This is a genomic window from Pseudomonas sp. LAMO17WK12:I1 (assembly GCF_900177315.1).
GTDB lineage: Bacteria > Pseudomonadota > Gammaproteobacteria > Pseudomonadales > Pseudomonadaceae > Aquipseudomonas > Aquipseudomonas marginalis.
The window spans coordinates 183,009-203,974 of the sequence record NZ_FWZV01000006.1; the positions used below are offsets into that span (position 1 = coordinate 183,009).

Annotated in this window: 13 protein-coding genes and 1 pseudogene; 8 read left to right on the top strand and 6 right to left on the bottom strand. The window is 62.1% G+C overall.

Going from position 1 to position 20,966, the window contains the following annotated elements; translation table 11 throughout:
• The 3 genes from aceF to msrA all read left to right on the top strand — a co-directional run bounded on the left by aceF (window position 1) and on the right by msrA (window position 5,367).
• Window positions 1-1,650 carry a dihydrolipoyllysine-residue acetyltransferase gene (aceF, locus tag B9N88_RS13225; RefSeq protein WP_027604959.1) on the top strand — a complete coding sequence of 550 codons (1,650 nt, stop codon included), beginning with the start codon at window positions 1-3 and terminating at the stop codon, window positions 1,648-1,650.
• Window positions 1,651-1,953: 303 nt separating this feature from the next.
• On the top strand, window positions 1,954-4,647 hold the full coding sequence (locus B9N88_RS13230; RefSeq protein ID WP_027604960.1) for a putative bifunctional diguanylate cyclase/phosphodiesterase: 2,694 nt from the start codon (window positions 1,954-1,956) through the stop codon (window positions 4,645-4,647).
• 72 nt (window positions 4,648-4,719) lie between these two features.
• The gene (gene msrA, locus B9N88_RS13235) at window positions 4,720-5,367 is read left to right on the top strand and encodes a peptide-methionine (S)-S-oxide reductase MsrA (RefSeq protein ID WP_027604961.1); all 648 of its coding nucleotides are present in this window, start codon (window positions 4,720-4,722) and stop codon (window positions 5,365-5,367) included.
• A 90-nt stretch (window positions 5,368-5,457) separates the two neighbouring features.
• Here the strand turns inward: msrA and B9N88_RS13240 are convergent, their stop codons facing one another.
• Complete coding sequence (locus B9N88_RS13240) at window positions 5,458-6,294, bottom strand: 23S rRNA (adenine(2030)-N(6))-methyltransferase RlmJ (protein ID WP_027604962.1); 837 nt, start codon at window positions 6,292-6,294, stop codon at window positions 5,458-5,460.
• Between the two features lie 175 nt (window positions 6,295-6,469).
• Between B9N88_RS13240 and B9N88_RS13245 the strand changes: the two genes are divergently transcribed.
• Window positions 6,470-7,747 (top strand): O-acetylhomoserine aminocarboxypropyltransferase/cysteine synthase family protein, encoded by a 1,278-nt coding sequence (locus B9N88_RS13245; protein WP_027604963.1) that lies wholly within the window; start codon window positions 6,470-6,472, stop codon window positions 7,745-7,747.
• On the opposite strand, the gene B9N88_RS13250 is transcribed toward B9N88_RS13245, so the two are convergent.
• From B9N88_RS13250 to putP, 3 genes are all read right to left on the bottom strand, one after another.
• Complete coding sequence (locus tag B9N88_RS13250) at window positions 7,733-8,458, bottom strand: DUF4123 domain-containing protein (RefSeq protein ID WP_027604964.1); 726 nt, start codon at window positions 8,456-8,458, stop codon at window positions 7,733-7,735. The genes B9N88_RS13245 and B9N88_RS13250 overlap by 15 nt on opposite strands.
• Entirely contained in the window at window positions 8,433-10,487 is a 2,055-nt protein-coding gene (locus tag B9N88_RS13255; protein ID WP_051429331.1) for a type VI secretion system Vgr family protein, read from the bottom strand. Before B9N88_RS13255 ends, B9N88_RS13250 begins: the two co-directional genes overlap by 26 nt.
• Window positions 10,488-10,690: 203 nt before the next feature.
• Window positions 10,691-12,175: a sodium/proline symporter PutP gene (putP, locus tag B9N88_RS13260; protein WP_027604965.1), complete on the bottom strand. Its 1,485-nt coding sequence runs from the start codon at window positions 12,173-12,175 to the stop codon at window positions 10,691-10,693.
• Between the two features lie 460 nt (window positions 12,176-12,635).
• Here putP and putA point away from each other — a divergent pair, with 460 nt between their 5' ends.
• Window positions 12,636-16,589 carry a trifunctional transcriptional regulator/proline dehydrogenase/L-glutamate gamma-semialdehyde dehydrogenase gene (gene putA, locus B9N88_RS13265; protein ID WP_027604966.1) on the top strand — a complete coding sequence of 1,318 codons (3,954 nt, stop codon included), beginning with the start codon at window positions 12,636-12,638 and terminating at the stop codon, window positions 16,587-16,589.
• A gap of 153 nt (window positions 16,590-16,742) precedes the next feature.
• Window positions 16,743-18,545: an acyl-CoA dehydrogenase gene (locus B9N88_RS13270; RefSeq protein WP_027604967.1), complete on the top strand. Its 1,803-nt coding sequence runs from the start codon at window positions 16,743-16,745 to the stop codon at window positions 18,543-18,545.
• Here B9N88_RS13270 and B9N88_RS13275 read toward each other — a convergent pair.
• Both B9N88_RS13275 and B9N88_RS13280 read right to left on the bottom strand, forming a co-directional pair.
• Window positions 18,542-18,832 (bottom strand): cell division protein ZapA, encoded by a 291-nt coding sequence (locus tag B9N88_RS13275; protein WP_017526490.1) that lies wholly within the window; start codon window positions 18,830-18,832, stop codon window positions 18,542-18,544. The genes B9N88_RS13270 and B9N88_RS13275 overlap by 4 nt on opposite strands.
• Window positions 18,829-19,059, bottom strand: a complete 231-nt coding sequence (locus B9N88_RS13280) for a hypothetical protein (RefSeq protein ID WP_003187970.1) — start codon at window positions 19,057-19,059, stop codon at window positions 18,829-18,831. The genes B9N88_RS13275 and B9N88_RS13280 overlap by 4 nt, the downstream gene beginning before the upstream one ends.
• A 290-nt stretch (window positions 19,060-19,349) precedes the next feature.
• Here B9N88_RS13280 and B9N88_RS33260 point away from each other — a divergent pair.
• Both B9N88_RS33260 and B9N88_RS33265 read left to right on the top strand, forming a co-directional pair.
• Window positions 19,350-20,105: pseudogene (locus tag B9N88_RS33260) on the top strand (MCP four helix bundle domain-containing protein); the annotation flags it as partial.
• Entirely contained in the window at window positions 20,097-20,960 is an 864-nt protein-coding gene (locus tag B9N88_RS33265) for a methyl-accepting chemotaxis protein (protein WP_371263357.1), read from the top strand. The pseudogene B9N88_RS33260 and the gene B9N88_RS33265, both read left to right, overlap by 9 nt.
• The last annotated feature ends 6 nt before the right edge of the window (window positions 20,961-20,966 follow it).

The following is a 20,966-nucleotide window of genomic DNA, read 5'->3' on the forward strand; positions in this document are numbered from 1 at the left end:
GTGAGCGAACTCATTCGCGTACCTGACATCGGCAGCGGTGAAGGTGAAGTAATCGAGCTGTTTGTGAAGGTCGGCGACACCGTCGAAGCCGACCAAAGCATCCTGACCCTGGAATCGGACAAGGCGAGCATGGAAATCCCTGCTCCCAAGGCCGGCGTGGTCAAGAGCCTGAAAGTGAAGCTGGGCGACCGCCTGAAAGAAGGCGACGAACTGCTGGAACTGGAAATCGAAGGTGCCGCTGATGCGGCCCCTGCGGCGGCTCCTGCTGCCGCTGCTGCACCGGCGCCTGCCGCGGAAAAACCTGCCGCTGCTGCCGAGGCTCCTGCAGCCCCGGCTGCTGCTCCAGCCGCAGCGACTGTCCAGGACATTCATGTTCCGGACATCGGCTCGTCGGGCAAGGCCAAGATCATCGAGCTGCTGGTCAAGGTCGGCGACACCGTCGAAGCCGACCAGTCGCTGATCACCCTGGAGTCCGACAAGGCCTCCATGGAAATCCCATCGCCGGCTGCCGGCGTTGTGGAAAGCATCGCGGTCAAGCTGGAAGACGAAGTCGGCACGGGCGACTTCATCCTCAAGCTGAAAGTACAAGGCGCTGCGCCTGCCGCTGCTCCAGCACCGGCTGCTGCTCCGGCGGCCAAGGCTGAAGCCGCTCCGGCCGCTGCCGCCCCTGCGCCTGCTGCAAAAGCCGAGGCCGCTCCGGCCCCTGCGGCTGCCGCACCGGCGCCAAGCGGTGCCAAGGTTCACGCAGGCCCGGCGGTTCGCCAACTGGCGCGTGAATTCGGCGTCGAGCTGAACGCTGTGTCGGCCACCGGCCCCCACGGTCGCGTACTGAAGGAAGACGTGCAGGTCTACGTCAAAGCCATGATGCAGAAAGCCAAGGAAGCTCCGGCTGCCGGCACTGCTACTGGCGGCGCGGGGATTCCACCGATCCCGGTGGTGGACTTCAGCCGCTTCGGCGAGACCGAAGAAGTGCCGATGACCCGCCTGATGCAAATCGGCGCGTCGAGCCTGCACCGCAGCTGGCTGAACATTCCGCACGTGACCCAGTTCGACCAGGCCGACATCACCGACCTGGAAGCTTTCCGCGTTGCGCAGAAAGCCGTGGCCGAGAAGGCCGGCGTGAAACTGACCGTGCTGCCGCTGCTGCTCAAGGCCTGCGCGCACCTGCTCAAGGAGCTGCCGGACTTCAACAGTTCGCTGGCGCCAAGCGGCAAGGCGATCATTCGCAAGAAGTACGTGCACGTAGGCTTTGCCGTCGACACGCCGGATGGCCTGCTGGTACCGGTCATCAAGAACGTCGACCAGAAGAGCCTGCTGCAGCTTGCCGCCGAGGCTGCTGCACTGGCGGCCAAAGCCCGTGACAAGAAGCTCACCGCAGACGACATGCAAGGCGCGTGCTTCACCATCTCCAGCCTCGGTCACATTGGCGGTACGGGCTTCACGCCAATCGTCAACGCGCCGGAAGTGGCGATCCTGGGCGTTTCCAAGGCCACCATCCAGCCAGTCTGGGACGGTAAAGCGTTCCAGCCCAAGCTGATGCTGCCACTGTCGCTGTCCTACGATCACCGTGTGATCAACGGCGCGGCCGCTGCACGCTTCACCCAGCGCCTGAGCCAGTTGCTGAACGACATCCGCACCATCCTGCTGTAAGCCACAGCGGCCTCCCTTTCATCGGGGAGGCCTGGTTGCACCGATTTCCGAGCGCCACGCTCGTACCTCAACCCCGTCAATTTGGCGGGGCTTTTTTTGCTTTTCTCTACAGACAGAACAGGGTTGTACACCTTCTGTCATCCTGACTGAAGAATTCCCCCGCCCGGCCGATAACCCCCTTATAGCACTTAGCCTTCATCCTCTCTTGTCAGCCCGCGCCGCATGATGCAACCTTGCCGCAGGCAACAGTAAAGAGGGCGTGAGCCCGGCGCCGTGCGCGTTATTTGAAGTGAGTTCCCCCCCATGAAAAGCCAACCCGATGTCGCCCGTATGGCGGCCGAGGTAGTGACGCAGTTACCGGTGCCTTCGCGCCTCGGTATGCTGCGTTTCGAGCGGCTTAATGAGGCAAGCTGGGCCCTTCTGTACCTCGACCCTAACTGCGAGCGCCAATTCGGCCTGTCGGCGGTCGAGCTGTGTGCACTGCTCGGTACCCCCTTCGCCAGCCTGATGGAGCCTCAGGCTCGCTATCAACTGCACGACGCCATCCAACAGCAACTGAGCGACAGCCCTCACTACCTGGTGCGCTACACCCTGCACACCAACGATGGCCCCCTGAGCCTGCTGGAAATGGGCGAAGCCTACAAACAACACAATCGCCACCTGCTGCGCGGCTACCTGATGGTGGTCGACGGCCTGTTCAACGAAATCTCCCTGCCCGCCCCGACGGAGGACCTGGAAAGCCAGAACAGCCGCCTGCAGATCGCCCTGGAGCTCAACCAGCGCGCCCAGCAGGAACAACTGCAGCACCTGGAGCGGGTGCGCGCCCAGCAGGAGCTGATCCTGTTGCTGGCCCGCCAGCGCTACACCGCCAACAATTCGCTGCAGGAAGCCGCAGAGCTGATCACCCGCAGCGCCTGTGACATCTACCAGATCGACTGCGCCAGCATCTGGAACCTCGAAGGCCAGCGCCTGGTACCGATCTCGGCCTACCACCGCGATGACCAGCAGCACCACCTGCCTGAGCCCATCGACGCCAGTTGCTTTCCGGATTACCTGGAAGCCCTGCACACCAGCCGGGCAATCGACGCGACCAACGCGATGCGCGACCCGCGCACCCGGGAAATGGCCGAGAACCTGCGCGCCAAGGATATCCACGCCATGCTCGATGCGAGCATCCGCGTCGATGGCCAGGTGGTCGGTGTGCTGTGCCTGGAACAGGGCGGCAGCCCGCGTGCCTGGCAGGCCGATGAGATTGCCTTTGCCGGCGAACTGGCCGACCAATTCGCGCAAGTGATCAACAACCACAACCGGCGTACCGCCACCAGCGCCCTGCACCTGTTCCAGCGTGCCGTGGAGCAAAGTGCCAATGCCTTTTTGCTGGTCAACTGCGACGGCGTGGTGGAATACGTCAACCCAAGCTTTACCGCGATCACCCAATACAGCGCCGAAGAAGTCCACGGCCACCGCCTGGCCCAACTGCCGGCCCTGGAAAACCTCAGCGAGCTGCTGTTCGACGCACCGTCGAGCCTGGCCAAGAGCAACAGCTGGCAGGGCGAGTTCAAGAGCCGACGTAAAAACCTCGAGCCCTACTGGGGCCAGCTGTCGATTTCCAAGGTGTATGGCGACAACCGTGAGCTGACCCACTACATCGGCATCTACGAAGACATCACCCAGAACAAACTGGCCCAGCAGCGCATCGAACGCCTGGCCTACACCGATAACCTGACCAACCTGGGCAACCGTCCGGCATTTATCCGCAATCTGGATGAGCGCTTTGCCCGCGACAGCGACAGCCCGATCAGCCTGTTGCTGGTGGACATCGACAACTTCAAGCGCATCAACGACAGCCTCGGCCACCAGACCGGCGACAAGCTGCTGATCAGCCTGGCCCGCCGCCTGCGCAACAGCCTGAGTGCCGGCGGCAGCCTGGCGCGTTTTGCCAGTAACGAATTCGCGGTGCTGCTGGACGACACTGACCTGGAAAGCGGCCAACAGGTGGCCAGCCAACTGCTGGCGACCCTCGACAAACCGATGTTCGTCGACAACCAACTGATCAGCGTCACCGGCTCGGTGGGCCTGGCCTGCGCGCCGCTGCACGGCCGCGACCCGCAGACCCTGATGCGCAACGCCGGCCTGGCCCTGCACAAGGCCAAGGCCAACGGCAAACACCAGGTACAGGTGTTCACCGAAGCCTTGAACGCCGAGGCCAGCTACAAGCTGTTTGTGGAGAACAACCTGCGTCGTGCCCTGACCCAGAACGAACTGGACGTGTTCTACCAGCCCAAGCTGTGCCTGCGCAGCGGCCGCTTGCTGGGCATGGAAGCGCTGCTGCGCTGGAACCATCCGGAAAAGGGCATGATCCGCCCCGATCAGTTCATCAGCGTCGCCGAAGAAACCGGCCTGATCATCCCGATCGGCAAATGGATCGCGCGCCAGGCCTGCCGCATGAGCAAGCAACTGAGCGCCGCCGGCCTGGGCAATCTGCAGGTGGCGATCAACCTGTCGCCCAAGCAATTCTCCGACCCGGACCTGGTGGCCTCGATCGCCACGATCCTCAAGGAAGAACAGCTGCCGGCCAACCTGCTGGAACTGGAGCTGACCGAAGGCCTGCTGCTGGAAGCGACCGAAGACACGCGCCTGCAACTGGACCAGCTCAAGAGCTTCGGCCTGACCCTGGCCATGGACGACTTCGGCACCGGCTACTCGTCACTGAGCTACCTGAAAAAATTCCCCATCGACATCATCAAGATCGACCGCAGCTTTATCCACGAAATCCCGGACAACCAGGACGACATGGAAATCACCTCGGCCGTGATCGCCATGGCCCACAACCTCAAGCTCAAGGTGGTGGCCGAAGGCATCGAGACCGCCGAGCAACTGGCGTTCCTGCGTCGGCACCGTTGCGACGTTGGCCAGGGCTACCTGTTCGACCGGCCGATCCCCGGTGCAGAGCTGCTCGAGAAGCTTAGACGCTACCCGCGCGGGCCAATCGCCTGACAGCGCTGTAACACTCGGGCACACTGGCTGTCTGAAATTTACCGCTAACCCAACCTGACGAGAGGACTGCTCATGGTCTTGCGCTCGGAAATTCTGGTGAACAAAAACGTGCTGCCTACTCAAGAACAAGCGTTGCCCGGTCGTGAAACCCCGATGAACCTGCCGCAGACGCACTTCGTCAACGGCAACCCGCTGCTGGGCCCATTCGTCGACGACGTCGGCTTCGCGATCTTCGGCCTGGGTTGTTTCTGGGGCGCCGAGCGCAAGTTCTGGCAGCGCGATGGCGTGGTCAGCACCGTGGTCGGCTATGCCGGTGGTTTCACGCCGAACCCGACGTATGAAGAAGTCTGCTCGGGCCTGACCGGCCACAGCGAAGTGGTGCTGGTGGTGTATGACCAGGCCAAGGTGAACTACGAAGACCTGCTGAAGATGTTCTGGGAACTGCACAACCCGACCCAGGGCATGCGCCAGGGTAATGACATCGGCACCCAGTACCGCTCGGTGATCTATGCGACCACGCCTGAGCAACTGGCGGCGGCGCAGGCCAGTGCCGAGGCGTATCAGGCTGAACTGACCAAAGCGGGCCTGGGTGTGATTACCACCGAGATCGACGAGGCGCCAACGGTGTACTTCGCCGAGGCGTATCACCAGCAGTACCTTGCGAAGAATCCACAGGGCTACTGTGGGATCGGCGGTACCGGCGTGACTTGCCCGATCTGAAGATCAGAGCTGCAAGTTTCAAGCTACAAGCTGCAAGTGGTGTTTTCTGCTCTCACTTGCAGCTTGAGGCTTGAAGCTTGCAACTTACAACTACTCAGCGATGAGCCAATCCATCTGCCACCCACCCTGGGTCTGGCCAAGCTGCTTGGACAGCCACGGCAGCAGCTCGCGCAACTCCTCTTCCAGGCCCCACGGCGGGTTGGCAATCGCCAGGCCCGAGCCGGTCAGGGTGTTGGGCGTGTCCAGCGGATGCACCAGCAATTCCACGCGCAGCAACTTCGGCGCACCGGTGCCGGCCAGGTCCTGGTAGAAGCGACGCAGCATGCGCTGGTCCTTCACCGGGTACCAGATCGCCGCGACCGTCTGGCGCATACGGCTGACGGCTTCCTTGAGGGACGCAGCACAGCGCTGCATTTCGTCGAGTTTTTCAAACGGCGGATCGATCAACATCAACGCACGCTTTTCCGGCACCGGTAACAGCGCGCGCGGCACATGCCAGCCTTCGCCCAAATGAACCTTGACCCGACGATCGCCCTTCATGTTGTCCTTGAGCAACACGCCGTCTTCCGGGTGTTTTTCATTGAGCAGCACGCGGTCCTGGGGGCGCGTAAGGCGGCGCGCCAGCTCCGGTGAGCCCGGGTAGTAGCGCAACTGGCCATCGGGGTTCATCTCGTGCAGCACGCGCATGTAGTCGGCGGTCAACGCGGGCAGGTCGGCGGCGCCCCACAAGCGCGCGATACCTTCCAGGTACTCACCCGTGCGATTGGCCTGGTCACCTTGCAGGTCGTACAGGCCAATCCCGGCATGGGTGTCGAGGTAGGCGAACGGCTGCTCCTTGCGCGACATCAGGGCGATGAGGCGGGTCAAGGTCAGGTGTTTGAAGACATCGGCGTGGTTGCCGGCGTGAAAGGCGTGACGATAATTCATGGTTGCTCCTGCGCAGGGGGCGAAGTTTACCTTCTACCGGCGCAAAGGTGCAGGGCCGCATGCCGGGCGGCGCTTATGCCGCAAACGCAGGCAGCCCGTTGAAAAAAATCTAAATGTCGACGGCGAGGCGGATTTATTGTGGCCATCCACCACTCCAGGGAGGTCAATAACAATCATGAAAGACGCCACCATCGCGCTGCACCACGGTTTCAAGTCGGACCCGACCACCAAGGCCGTCGCCGTGCCGATCTACCAGAACGTCGCCTTCGAATTCGATAACGCCCAACACGGCGCCGACCTGTTCAACCTGGACGTACCCGGCAATATCTACACGCGCATCATGAACCCCACCAACGATGTGCTGGAGCAGCGCATTGCCGCCCTTGAAGGTGGTATCGCGGCGCTGGCAGTCTCGGCCGGCAGCGCGGCGATTCACTATGCCATCCAGACCTTGACCCGTGCGGGTGACAATATCGTCACCACACCGCAACTCTACGGTGGCACCTACACGCTGTTCGCCCACCTGCTGCCGAGCTTTGGCGTGGAGGTGCGTTTCGCCCGGGACGACAGCGCCGCCGCCATCGCCGAACTGATCGACGACGACACCAAGCTGGTGTACTGCGAAAGCATCGGCAACCCGGCGGGCAATATCATCGACATCGAAGCCCTGGCCGACGTCGCCCATGCCCGCGGCGTGCCGCTGGTAGTGGACAACACCGTGGCCACGCCGATCCTGTGCAAGCCGATCCAGTTCGGCGCCGACATCGTGGTGCACTCGGTGACCAAGTACGTCGGCGGCCATGGCAACTCCCTGGGCGGTGTAATTGTCGACAGTGGCACGTTCCCGTGGACGAAATACGCGGATAAATTCCCCGGCCTCAACCAGCCCGAGCCGGCCTATCACGGCGTGGTCTATACCGAAAAATTCGGCCCCGCCGCCTTCATCGCCCGTGCCCGCACCGTGCCACTGCGCAACACCGGTGCAGCGTTGGCGCCGATGAATGCCTTCCTGTTGCTGCAAGGCCTGGAAACACTGGCATTGCGCATGGAGCGCCACACCGAAAACGCCCTGAAAATCGCGCAATTCCTGCAAGGCCATGCCGAGGTGGAGTGGGTCAGCTACGCCGGCCTGCCGGACCACCCGCACCACGCATTGGCGCAGAAATACATGCAGGGCAAACCGTCGGCGATCCTGTCCTTCGGTTTGAAAGGCGGCTTTGATGCCGGTGTGCGCTTCTACGACGCCCTGCAAATCTTCAAGCGCCTGGTCAACATCGGCGACGCCAAGTCCCTGGCCTGCCACCCGGCTTCCACCACTCACCGACAGATGAACGAGCAGGAACAGGCCAAGGCCGGCGTAAAGCCGGAAATGATTCGCCTGTCGGTGGGTATCGAAGCGGTCGAAGACCTGATCGACGACCTGCAACAGGCGCTGGCCTCAACTCAACTCTGAGTCCAGGTAGCCCGCCAGCGCTTCAGCGCTGATGTCCGTACTGCGCGCGAAGTAGGCGACCTTGTGCCGCAAGGTCGCCGGCGTAAAAGCGGCATACAGGTCGGGGCGCTGCTCTTCCAGCCACTGCAGCAGGTTGTCGATCAGGGTCTGCGGCGACTGCGCGGCCAAGTGCGCCAATAACGCGTCAGGCACGCGCCACCAAGGGCTGGCCTTGGCCGCAGTGACCGATGGCGTCGCCACGCTCAACGGCTGGCCATTGATCAGATAGCGCTGGAACACGGGCAGTACTGCGCCGATTTCATCGTCCAGTTTCTGCACAATCGGCAGAAACTGGGCGCCATCCCAGAAGCGCAGGAACACGCTCCGCTCATCGGGAAGCACTATCTTGGTCAGGCCTTGCAGGTGAGCAACGACGACTTCCAGCGGACTGGACGATACCGCCAGCCAACCCCAGTCCGAGGCTTCAGTGGTTGCGATCCAATCGAGGAAGGCACTGTCGGGCTCGACAACCGCTGCGTAGGGCATCACCTCATCCCACCCGGCATAGGCCGTACCTGCCCAGAGCGCTTGAGGCAACATCCCGCCGGCCGAGACTTGCCACGCAGCCAGCGGCTTCGCGTCGCTGGCACTGCTCAGTACCACGTAAAGCCGCTCATTGGGGAGTAGAGGGCATTGTGCCAGCCAGTCATCGGGGCTCAAGGGTTGGGACATCAGGGTAAATTCCTTTTAAGGTTGAATGGAATGGGAGAGCGCACTGCCCGTCACTGCAGCGTTGGCACTCTTCACAAAACGGCGCGCTCCGTTTCAGGCTGGCGACCTGTATCCGGCTCAGCGGTGCAGGTATAACCGCCAGCAACGCCGCTTTCACCCCAGGCATCAATGGCGACGCCGCCGGAGCAGGCGCGCCTCCCAGTTGAATGGGCGTGCTGCTGAAAATCCCCTCTGCCGACAGCGTGATCGACTGCCCACCGGCCTGGATTGTCACGCTCGCGCCCGCATCAATGACAACACTCTGCCCGGCACCCATCCGGATGGCCCGCCCGGCCCGCATCTGCTGCGAACCGCCGACCACCAGATGGTCGTCCTGCTTGAGTTCCGTCAAACGGTTGCCATGGGTGATGCGCTGCTCTTCGCCTTGTACTTCATGGTGCGACTCACCGCCCACCCTGATGCGGCGCTGATGGTCGATCTGCACCTGCTGGTCATGCAGCACATGCTGGGTCCAATCCCGCTGGGCGCGCAGGTAGATCTCCTCGGCGCCCTTGCGGTCTTCGATGCGCAGTTCGTTGTAGCCACCGCCACCGGGGCTGCTCTGGCTACGGAAGATACTGCGGGTCTTGTCTGCCGGCAGGTCGAGGGGGACCGGGGTCGCCGCGTTCGGCAGGCAGGCCATCACCAGCGGCATGTCCATATCCCCATTGGCGAACCCCACCAGTACTTCCATGCCCACTCGCGGGATAAGTACCGAGCCATAGCGGTCATGGGCCCAACCGCTGGCCACCCGCAGCCAGCAGCTGGAATGATCGTCATGCGCCCCAGCGCGATCCCAGGCCAACTGCACCTTGACCCGGCCGTATTCGTCGCAGTGGATTTCACTGTCGACGGGGCCGGTGACCACCGCGCTTTGATAACCCGACAACGCCGGCCGCGCCTGCTCCGGCAAGGGCGGGCGGAAGATCACGTCCCACGGAGTCGCCACACATTCATTGCGATACCCCTGAAGAAAATCTCCACCGCCAACCTCGGTGACAGCCTCCTCCAGAACCTGGGGCTGCCTGCCTTCGTGGGTCACTTGCGTCACCAGCCACACGTCATTCCATTCGTCCCGCGGATGCCCGGTCAACTTGAAGAACCGGCCGCTGCTCAATGCAGGGTCATCGCCGCTGGCACGGGCTATTCGATAGTCGCTACGGTGCCGCTCCAGGCCACGTTGCGCGAGGTATTTGCCGTGGGGGCGATCGGAAAAATGACCGGGGTAGGCCTGCGCCTCAAACCGTGGAAGCTGTTCGCCGACCACGCCACTCTCCAGCACCAGGCTCGGCTTGAGAAAGTCGTAGTCACGCAGGTTGACCGCGGTGGTGCGGGTTTCCAACCGCAGCGCAAAGCGCTTGATGGCCGGCGTATCCGCCACCATCCCGGAGCCCGGCATGTAGGACGTAGGCTGATCGGGCGGGGCGAAAACGGTCTGGTCATCGCCAAACACCAGCAGGTGTCCTTCGGGCGAATGCTGGAAGTGATAGTGAATCCCCTGTTCGGCACACAGGCGCTGAATGAAGGCCAGGTCGCTCTCGCCAAACTGTACGCAATACTCGCGCTCGGGATAGGCGCCACTGAGGTGAAATTCGAATTGGTCGGCATGGAGCTGCTGCTCCGCCAGCACCTGCGCAATGATCTGCGGCACCGTCTTGTGCTGGAAGATCCGCTGGCGACTGCTGTGCGCGAGATAGGCCAACTGCGGCACAAGGCTGATCTGGTAACGCGTCAGCCGCCGCCCGGAATCGCCCTGCGCGACCCGATAAACCAGGCCGTAGACACCACGGCCGTGAGCGTCGAAGCCCAGGTATGCCGGGCGATGCAGCAGGCTTTCCAGGTCCAGGTCGGGCTGTTCGCTGACCAGTTCAAGATCAAAACGATACGGCTGGCTGATGGCTTCGCTACCCCGGAACTCAAACACCTTGAGTTCACTCGACACACCGTCGAGGGTCAGGGTAAAGGCACTTTGATTGGCAGGAGCGAACATCCGGTGTTTCTCTGCGAGGGGTAGGCGGGAGATTCTGCACCACTGCCTCACCCTGCCGGGCACAGCCCAAATAAATCAGTAAAACCCTACATGTGTACGTAGGAGTCCTACTCAGTCCAGCTCGAATCGCACGCAAAAAAAGACCCGCCATCCGTAGGACGCGGGCCTTCTTTTAATTCATCGAGCGCTCAGCGCCCGGCAAATCACTTGTTGAGGTTGTAGTCTTTTTCCGCCGCATCAAAGCGCTCGACCATACCGGCTGTCGGTGCGCCCAGCTTGCTCACGACGTAGATCGCCAGGCTGGCGAAGATGAAGCCTGGGATGATTTCGTACAGACCCAGCAGTTCGAAGTGCTTCCACACGATCACGGTGATCGCGCCGACCAGGATCCCGGCCAGTGCGCCGTTGCGGGTCATGTTCTTCCAGATCACCGAGATCAGCACCACAGGGCCGAACGCAGCACCGAAACCGGCCCAGGCGTAGCTCACCAGGCCCAGGACGCGGTTGTTCGGGTTGGCGGCCATGGCGATAGCGATCAAGGCCACCAGCAGTACCATCAGGCGGCCGACCCACACCAGTTCAAGCTGGGAAGCGCTTTTGCGCAGGAAGGTCTTGTAGAAGTCTTCGGTCAGGGCGCTGGAGCACACCAGCAACTGGCAGCTCAGGGTGCTCATGACCGCAGCCAGGATGGCCGACAGCAATACGCCCGCGATCCATGGGTTGAACAGCAACTTGGCCAGCTCGATGAACACGCGCTCGTGGTTCTCGTTGACCGGGCCCGCCACTTCCGGGTGCGCCGAGAAGTAGGCGATGCCGAAGAAGCCCACGGCCACGGTGCCGCCCAGGCACAGGATCATCCAGGTCATGGAGATGCGACGCGCGTTGGCGATCGACTTCACCGAATCCGCCGCCATGAAGCGCGCGAGGATGTGTGGTTGGCCGAAGTAACCCAGGCCCCAACCCATCAGCGAGATGATGCCGATGAAGGTGGTGTTTTTCAGCATGTTGAAGTTGTCGGGGTTCTTGGCTTCGATGGCCAGGAACGTGGTGTCGACGCCACCGGTGGCCAGCAGCACGATGATCGGCGTAAGGATCAGCGCGAAAATCATCAGCGTGGCTTGTACGGTGTCGGTCCAGCTGACGGCCAGGAAACCACCCACGAAGGTGTAGGCAATCGTCGCCGCAGCGCCGGCCCACAGCGCGGTCTCGTAGGACATGCCGAAGGTGCTTTCGAACAGGCGGGCACCGGCCACGATGCCGGACGCGCAGTAGATAGTGAAGAACACCAGGATCACGACCGCAGAGATGATCCGCAGCAGGCCGCTTTTATCTTCGAAACGGCTGGAGAAGTAGTCCGGCAGGGTCAGGGCGTCGCCGTTGTGCTCGGTCTGTACCCGCAGGCGACCGGCCACGAACAGCCAGTTGAGGTAGGCGCCGACGATCAGGCCGATGGCGATCCAGCTTTCCGACAGGCCGGACATGTAGATCGCGCCCGGCAGTCCCATCAACAACCAGCCGCTCATGTCGGAAGCACCGGCTGACAAGGCAGTCACCACGCTCCCAAGGCTGCGACCGCCGAGGATGTAATCGGAAAGGTTGTTGGTGGAGCGATAGGCCATGAAGCCGATCAGCACCATTGCTGCGATGTAGATCACGAACGTGATCAGGGTTGGATTACTAACGCTCATAGGAGTGACGCCCTGGCTTTGTTTTTATGTAGCGGCGGTCTGTCAGACGGCCACCTACTGGAAGTAGGTAAACGTAACTGCGTGCCGCGCATTTATGACTGACGTTTCCCCAGGAAAGCCGCCAGCCGATGAACCAAACCCTAAAGCCGGTTGCACCTTGGGCGCGAATGCTATTCAACAAAGCAAATAAGGTGCAACCAGTTTCTTGGGAATAAGTTGCACCCAAGTGTAAAACCCGCAAAACGCCCCTTTTTTGCTCCTTTTCGGAGCAAGAACAGCCGATCTCAGAAGCAAATGCACCAAGCCGAAGCGGATTCCGTCGCCGGCCAATTTTTTTCCGATCAAGCGACGAAAAATTCATCGACAAAATGGGTTGCACCCGGTTGCACCTCTCCCTGAGCAAAGCTAATCTTGCCGCCAGCTGATGCCACTCGGTAGTGGCACCCATGAGGATAAGAAAATGGCTACGACCACCCTTGGGGTCAAACTCGACGACCCGACCCGCGAACGCCTCAAGGCGGCCGCGACCTCCATTGATCGCACGCCGCACTGGCTGATCAAGCAGGCGATTTTCAATTACCTGGAGAAACTCGAGGGTGGTGCAACCCTGACCGAGCTCAACGGCTTGAGCAGCAAGGACGCTGACGACGCAGGCGAAGTCCAGAGCGACCACGCCCACCAGTGCTTCCTTGAGTTCGCCGAGAGCATCCTGCCGCAATCCGTACTGCGCGCTTCGATCACCGCCGCTTACCGTCGCCCCGAGCCGGAAGTGGTGCCGATGCTGATCGAACAGGCCCGCCTGCCGGTGCAAATGGCCGAAGCCACCAACAAGCTCGCCGCGTCGATTGCGGAAAAACTGCGCAATCAGAAGAGTGCCGGCGGCCGTGCCGGGATTGTTCAGGGCCTGCTGCAGGAATTCTCGCTGTCGTCCCAGGAAGGCGTAGCCCTGATGTGCCTGGCCGAAGCGCTGCTGCGGATCCCGGACAAAGGCACCCGCGATGCGCTGATCCGCGACAAGATCAGCACCGGCAACTGGCATCCGCACCTGGGCAACAGCCCGTCTCTGTTCGTCAACGCCGCCACCTGGGGCCTGCTGCTGACCGGCAAACTGGTCGCTACCCATAACGAAGCCGGCCTCACCTCATCCCTGAGCCGCATCATCGGCAAAAGCGGCGAGCCGATGATCCGCAAGGGCGTCGACATGGCCATGCGCCTGATGGGCGAGCAGTTCGTGACCGGCGAAACCATCGCCGAAGCCCTGGCCAACGCGAGCAAATTCGAAGCCAAGGGTTTCCGCTACTCCTACGACATGCTCGGTGAAGCCGCCCTCACCGAACACGACGCGCAGAAATACCTGGCCTCGTACGAGCAAGCCATTCACTCCATCGGCAAAGCCTCCCACGGCCGTGGGATTTATGAAGGCCCGGGCATCTCCATCAAGCTGTCGGCCCTGCACCCGCGTTACAGCCGTGCACAGTACGAGCGCGTGATGGATGAGCTGTACCCGCGCCTGCTGTCCCTGACCCTGCTGGCCAAGCAATACGACATCGGCCTGAACATCGACGCCGAAGAAGCCGACCGCCTGGAGCTGTCGCTGGATCTGCTCGAGCGCCTGTGCTTCGAACCGCAGTTGACCGGCTGGAACGGCATTGGCTTCGTGATCCAGGCCTACCAGAAGCGTTGCCCGTATGTGATCGACTACGTCATCGACCTGGCACGCCGCAGCCGCCATCGCCTGATGATCCGCCTGGTAAAAGGCGCGTACTGGGACAGCGAGATCAAGCGCGCCCAGGTCGAAGGCCTGGAAGGCTACCCGGTGTATACCCGCAAGGTGTACACCGACGTTTCCTACATTGCCTGTGCACGCAAGCTGCTGTCGGTACCGGAAGTCATCTACCCGCAGTTCGCTACGCACAACGCCCATACCTTGTCGGCGATTTACCATATCGCCGGTCAGAACTATTACCCCGGCCAGTACGAGTTCCAATGCCTGCACGGCATGGGTGAACCGCTGTACGAGCAGGTAGTAGGCAAGGTTTCCGAAGGCAAGCTGAACCGTCCGTGCCGCGTGTACGCACCGGTCGGCACTCACGAAACACTGCTGGCCTACCTGGTGCGTCGCCTGCTGGAAAACGGCGCCAACACCTCGTTCGTCAACCGCATCGCCGACCAGTCCATCTCGATCCAGGAGCTGGTGGCCGATCCAGTGGCCAGCATCGAGCAGATGGCGACGCTGGAAGGCGGCTTCGGCCTGCCGCACCCGCGTATCCCGCTGCCCCGTGACCTGTACGGCGGCGACCGTGCCAACTCGGCCGGTATCGACCTGGCCAACGAACACCGCCTGGCATCGCTGTCCTGCGCCCTGCTCGCCACCGCGCACAACAACTGGAAGGCCGCGCCGATGCTCGGTTGCGCCGCCAGCGATCAAGCGGCGGCACCGGTATTGAACCCGTCCGACCTGCGTGACGTGGTCGGTCACGTGCAAGAAGCCACTGTCGAAGACGTCGACAACGCGATCCAGTGCGCCATCAGCGCCGGCCCGATCTGGCAGGCCACCCCGCCCGCCGAACGCGCCGCGATCCTGGAACGTGCCGCCGACCTGATGGAAGGCGAGATCCAGCCGCTGATGGGCCTGCTGGCCCGCGAAGCCGGCAAGACCTTCGCCAACGCCATCGCCGAAGTGCGTGAGGCCGTGGACTTCCTGCGCTACTACGCGGTGCAGGCACGCAACGACTTCACCAATGACGCCCACCGCCCACTGGGCCCGGTGGTGTGCATCAGCCCGTGGAACTTCCCGCTGGCGATTTTCAGTGGGCAAGTGGCTGCCGCACTGGCCGCCGGTAACCCGGTACTGGCCAAGCCAGCCGAACAAACCCCGCTGGTGGCTGCACAAGCCGTGCGCATCCTGCTCGAAGCCGGTATTCCCCAAGGCGTGCTGCAATTGCTGCCGGGCCAGGGTGAAAGCGTCGGTGCGCGCCTGGTGGGTGATGATCGCGTCAAGGGCGTGATGTTCACCGGCTCCACAGAAGTCGCGCGCCTGCTGCAACGCAATGTCGCCGGACGCCTGGATGCCCAGGGCCGTCCGATCCCGCTGATCGCCGAAACCGGCGGCCAGAACGCAATGATCGTCGACTCCTCGGCACTCACCGAACAGGTGGTCATCGACGTGGTGTCCTCGGCCTTCGACAGCGCCGGTCAACGTTGCTCGGCCCTGCGCGTGTTGTGCCTGCAGGAAGATTCGGCAGACCGCGTGATCGAAATGCTCAAGGGCGCCATGGCTGAATGCCGCCTGGGCAACCCGGAGCGCCTGTCGGTGGACATCGGCCCGGTAATCGACGCCGAAGCCAAGGCCGGCATCGAGAAACACATCCAGGCCATGCGCGACAAAGGCCGCAATGTGTACCAGGTGGCGATTGCCGACGGTGAAGAAATCAAGCGCGGCACCTTCGTGATGCCCACCCTGATCGAGCTGGAAAGCTTCGACGAACTGCAACGGGAGATCTTCGGCCCGGTGCTGCACGTGGTGCGCTACAAGCGCAAGGAGATCGACCAGCTTATCGGCCAGATCAACGCTTCCGGCTATGGCCTGACCCTGGGCGTACACACCCGTATCGACGAGACCATCGCCAAGGTGATCGACAACGTCAATGCCGGTAACGTCTACGTCAACCGCAACATTGTCGGTGCCGTGGTCGGCGTGCAGCCGTTCGGCGGCGAAGGCCTGTCGGGCACAGGCCCGAAAGCCGGTGGCCCGCTGTACCTGTACCGCTTGCTGTCGACCCGTCCTACCGATGCGATCGAGCAATCCTTCGTACGTGGCGACAAGCTGGCGGCACCGGATGTACGCCTGCGCGACGCCATGAGCCAACCGCTGACCGCCCTGAAAACCTGGGCCAACAGCAATAAGTTCAGCGAACTGAGTGCGCTGTGCAGCCAGTTCGCCGCGCAATCCCAAAGCGGTATCACCCGTCAGTTGGCCGGCCCGACCGGCGAGCGCAACAGCTACGCCATCCTGCCCCGCGAGCACGTACTGTGCCTGGCGGACGTGGAAGGCGATCTGTTGACTCAACTGGCGGCGGTATTGGCCGTCGGCGGTTCGGCGGTATGGCCGGAAACCGACCTGACCAAGGCCGTGTTCCCACGCCTGCCGAAGGAGATTCAGGCGAAAATCAAGCGCGTGGCCGACTGGACCAAGGACGAGGTGGTGTTTGACGCCGTCCTGCACCACGGCGATTCCGACCAACTGCGTGGGGTGTGCCAGCAAGTGGCGCAGCGTGGCGGGGCGATTGTCGGGGTGCATGGTTTGTCCCAAGGCGAGACCACAATTGCCTTGGAGCGGCTGGTGATCGAGCGTGCGTTGAGCGTTAACACCGCAGCGGCAGGCGGTAATGCCAGCCTGATGACCATCGGCTAACTGAATGTGGGAGGGGGCTTGCCCCCTCCCACATTTGATCGCATTTCAATTCCCCTCCCCGCGTTCTGCCTCTTCATCACCCAGATCAATCTTGCTATCCAGTCTTTATTCGCGCACTTAGACTCAGGCCAATTCCTCCAAAGGTAAGCCGCCATGTCCGAGACGCTGCTCAGTTCCCGCAATCTGGCTTTCGAGCTGTATGAAGTCCTCGATGCCGAGGGCCTGACCCAGCGCGAGCGGTTTGCCGAGCACAATCGCGAAACGTTCGATGCCGCGATCAGCACGGCGCGCAGCATCGCCGAAAAGCACTTCGCCCCCCACAACCGTAAGAACGACGAAAACGAACCGCGCTACGAAAACGGCGCAGCCATCCTGATTCCGGAAGTCAAACCGGCGGTGGATGCGTTCCTGGAAGCCGGCTTCCTCAATGCGGCCCGCAGCTTCGAAGCCGGTGGCATGCAGTTGCCGACCCTGCTCTCTCAAGCCTGCTTCGCTCATTTCCAATCTGCCAACGCGGCCTCGACGTCCTACCCGTTCCTGACCATGGGCGCCGCCAACCTGATCGAAAGCTTCGGCACCGAGGAACAAAAACAGCGCTTCCTGCAACCGATGATCGAAGGCCGCTTCTTCGGCACCATGGCCCTGACCGAGCCCCATGCCGGCTCATCGCTGTCGGATATTCGTACCCGCGCGGAGCCCGTGGCTGACGGCAGCTATCGCCTCAAAGGCAACAAGATCTTCATCTCCGGCGGCGACCACCCGCTGTCGGAAAACATCGTGCACATGGTGCTGGCCAAGCTGCCGGACGCGCCCGCCGGGGTGAAGGGCATTTCGCTGTTTATCGTGCCCAAGTTCCTGGTCAACGACGACGGCAGCCTCGGCGCGCGCAACGACGTGCTGCTGGCCGGGCTGTTTCATAAGATGGGCTGGCGTGGCACCACTTCCACGGCACTGAATTTCGGCGATAACGGCAACTGCGTCGGCTATCTGGTGGGTAAACCGCACCAAGGCCTGAGCTGCATGTTCCAGATGATGAACGAGGCACGCATCGGTGTCGGCATGGGCGCGGTGATGCTCGGTTACGCCGGCTATCTCTATTCGCTGGAATACGCCCGCGAACGCCCGCAAGGCCGCTTGCCCGACAGCAAGGACCCAGGCACCGCGCCGGTCTCGATCATCCAGCACGCCGATATCAAGCGCATGCTGCTGACGCAAAAAGCCTACGTCGAAGGTGCCTTCGACCTGGGGTTGTACGCCGCGCGGCTGTTCGATGACACCACCACACTGGAAACCGAGGCCGAACGCAAACAGGCCCATGAACTGCTGGACCTGCTCACCCCCATCGTCAAATCCTGGCCCTCGGAGTTCTGCCTCAAGGCCAACGAACTGGCGATCCAGATCCTCGGCGGCCACGGTTATACCCGCGAATACCCGGTGGAGCAGTACTACCGCGACAACCGCCTGAACCCGATCCACGAGGGCACCCATGGCATCCAGTCCCTGGACCTGCTGGGGCGCAAGCTGGCGCAGAACGGCGGCGCGGGCCTGAAGCAACTGATCCGGCTGATCGCCGACACGGGCGCACGGGCACAGGAATATCCAGGCCTGACGGCATTGAGAGAGCCGCTGGAGCACCTGGTCAGCCGCCTGCAAAGCGTGACCATCGGCCTGCTGACGGATCTCGCCCAGGGCAAGGTCAACAGCAGCCTGGCGAACTCGGCGCTGTACCTGAAGGTATTCGGGCATACGGTGATTGGCTGGCGCTGGCTGGAACAGGCGATTCGCGCCGAAGAAGGGCTGGCCAAGGGCAATGTGGCCGATGTCGCCTTCTATAAAGGCAAGCTCCAGGCTGCCCGGTACTTCCTGACTTGGGAGATTCCGGGCTGCCATCATGAACTGGCGATTCTGGAGGCACGGGATGATACGTGCCTGGGGATGCAGGATGAGTGGTTCTAGGGCTGGATCGCCTTGGAAATCACCTCGACCGTGGCGCTGACTTGCTCTTGGTAACGGTCGAGTTCCTGCTGGTGAGCCTGCTGCATTTCGATCTGCTCGGCGCACAGGTTCAGCGCCGCCAGCACCAGTAGCTTGTCACCGATCAGGGTCGGGTACTTTTTCTTGGTGGTGGCCAGGGAGGCCTTGAGCATGGTCACGGCGTGCATCAGAGTTTTATCTTCCCCGGCCGGGGCCTTGATCGAGTAATCCTCTCCGAGAATCGAAACGACCTTTATGCCTTCATTCATGCGCTGACAGGGCCTGCGCTCACGCGCTCAACCAGCGCCTGGATCCGCGCTGCGGTGGCGCCGTGCTTTTCTTCCTGCTCCATCAGGTTCAGTTGCAGGCTGTCGTTCTCATCCTTGGCGCGAGCCAGTTCGGCCTTGAGGGATTCGTTGCTGCCCAGTAGCTCCTGATTCTGCTGTACCAGGTCGCTGACCAGTTGTTCCAGTTGGCTGAGGGATGCTTCTAACATTTTGATTTCTCGGGCTTTTTCAAAGGGCGGTGACGATAAAGAAAATTCACCTCGGATGCCAGGGTTATCCCTGGCGCGCAGCCCGTTTTCAAGGGCCGGGCCACGCTTTCGAGCCTTAGTGACTGCATTTCCCCCATCTGGTTCCTGAATCCGCGCAACCCCTCGTCAGATGCGACAAAAACGCACAGCCCCCTCTAGACTTTAGTCGTACGCCCGATAGAGAGGCACACCCCGTCTCATGACCGCACGGATTGCGCCTCTCCCAGGATTTCCGCATGTCGCTTCGTAATATGAATATCGCTCCGAGGGCCTTCCTCGGCTTCGCGTTTATTGGCGCGTTGATGTTGTTTCTAGGCGTGTTCGCCCTGAACCAGATGAGCAAGATCCGTGGCGCCACCGAAGACATCACCCTGTCCAGCGTGCCAAGCATCCGTGCCCTGGATGAGTTCACCCAACTGACCCTGCGCCTGCGCGTGCTGTCTTACCGCTTGCTGACCAACCGCGAGCCGGATGTGCAGCAAAAGACCCTGGAAGCCTTCGAACTGCGCAACCAGCAGATTCGCGCCGCCCAGGGCGTCTACGAGAAACTGATCGAAAGCAGCGAAGAACGTAGCACCTACAACGAATATGTAAGCCTGCTGGGCCAGTACCATCAGATTGAAGAGCGCATGAAGAGCCTGTCACGGGCCAACCAGGTGGATGAGCTGCGCAGCCTGCTTAACACCGAATTGCTGAGCAACTCCGAGCAGGTCAACGCCGTGCTGACGCGCCTGCTGGACCTCAATAACAAGATGGCCCTGGCCACCAATCAGGAGGCCGAAGACCAGTACAACGCGGCCTTCAACCTGGTCGTGGGCCTGCTGGTGATCGCCACGCTGCTGACCCTGCTGTTTGCCTGGCTGCTGACCCGCAGCATCACCCTGCCGATTTCACAGGCACTGGAAGCGGCGGAAGAAGTCGCCGAAGGCAACCTGACACGGCCGATCAAAGTCGACGGCAACGATGAAGCCGGGCGCCTGCTCGCCGCCATGGCCAAGATGCAGGACAAACTGCGCGACACCCTGCAACGCATCGCCGGCTCCGCCACCCAACTGGCTTCCGCCGCCGAGGAACTGAACGCCGTCACCGACGAAAGTGCCCGTGGCCTGACCCGGCAAAACAACGAAATCGAGCAAGCCGCCACCGCCGTCAACGAGATGACCAGCGCCGTGGAAGAAGTCGCACGCAATGCGGTGAGCACCTCGGAAGCCTCGCGCAACGCCACCACGTCTGCTGGCGACGGCCGCGACCTGGTGCAGGAAACCGTCAGCGCCATCGAGCGCATGAGCGGCGATGTGCAGGCTACCGCCACCCTGATCGGCGAACTGGCCAATGAGTCGCGCGATATCGGCAAAGTGCTGGACGTGATTCGCGGCCTGGCCGACCAGACCAATTTGCTGGCCCTGAACGCGGCGATTGAAGCCGCACGCGCCGGTGAAGCCGGTCGCGGGTTCGCGGTGGTCGCCGATGAAGTGCGGGCCCTGGCCCATCGCACCCAGCAGTCCACCAGCGAGATCGAGCGGATGATCGGCAGTATCCAGGCCGGCACCGAGCACGCGGTGGACTCGATGCGCAACAGTACCGAACGGGCGGAGTCGACGCTGAACATCGCCAAAGGCGCCGGGATGTCGCTGGACACCATCAACATGGCGATTGTCGAGATCAACGAGCGCAACCTGGTGATCGCCAGCGCGGCGGAAGAACAGGCGCAGGTGGCGCGGGAAGTGGACCGCAACCTGGTGAACATTCGTGATCTGTCGGTGCAATCCGCTACGGGCGCCAGTCAGACCAGCGCCGCGAGCAGCGAATTGTCACGCCTGGCGGTAGACCTGAACGGGATGGTAGGCCGCTTCCGCCTCTAACGCCCT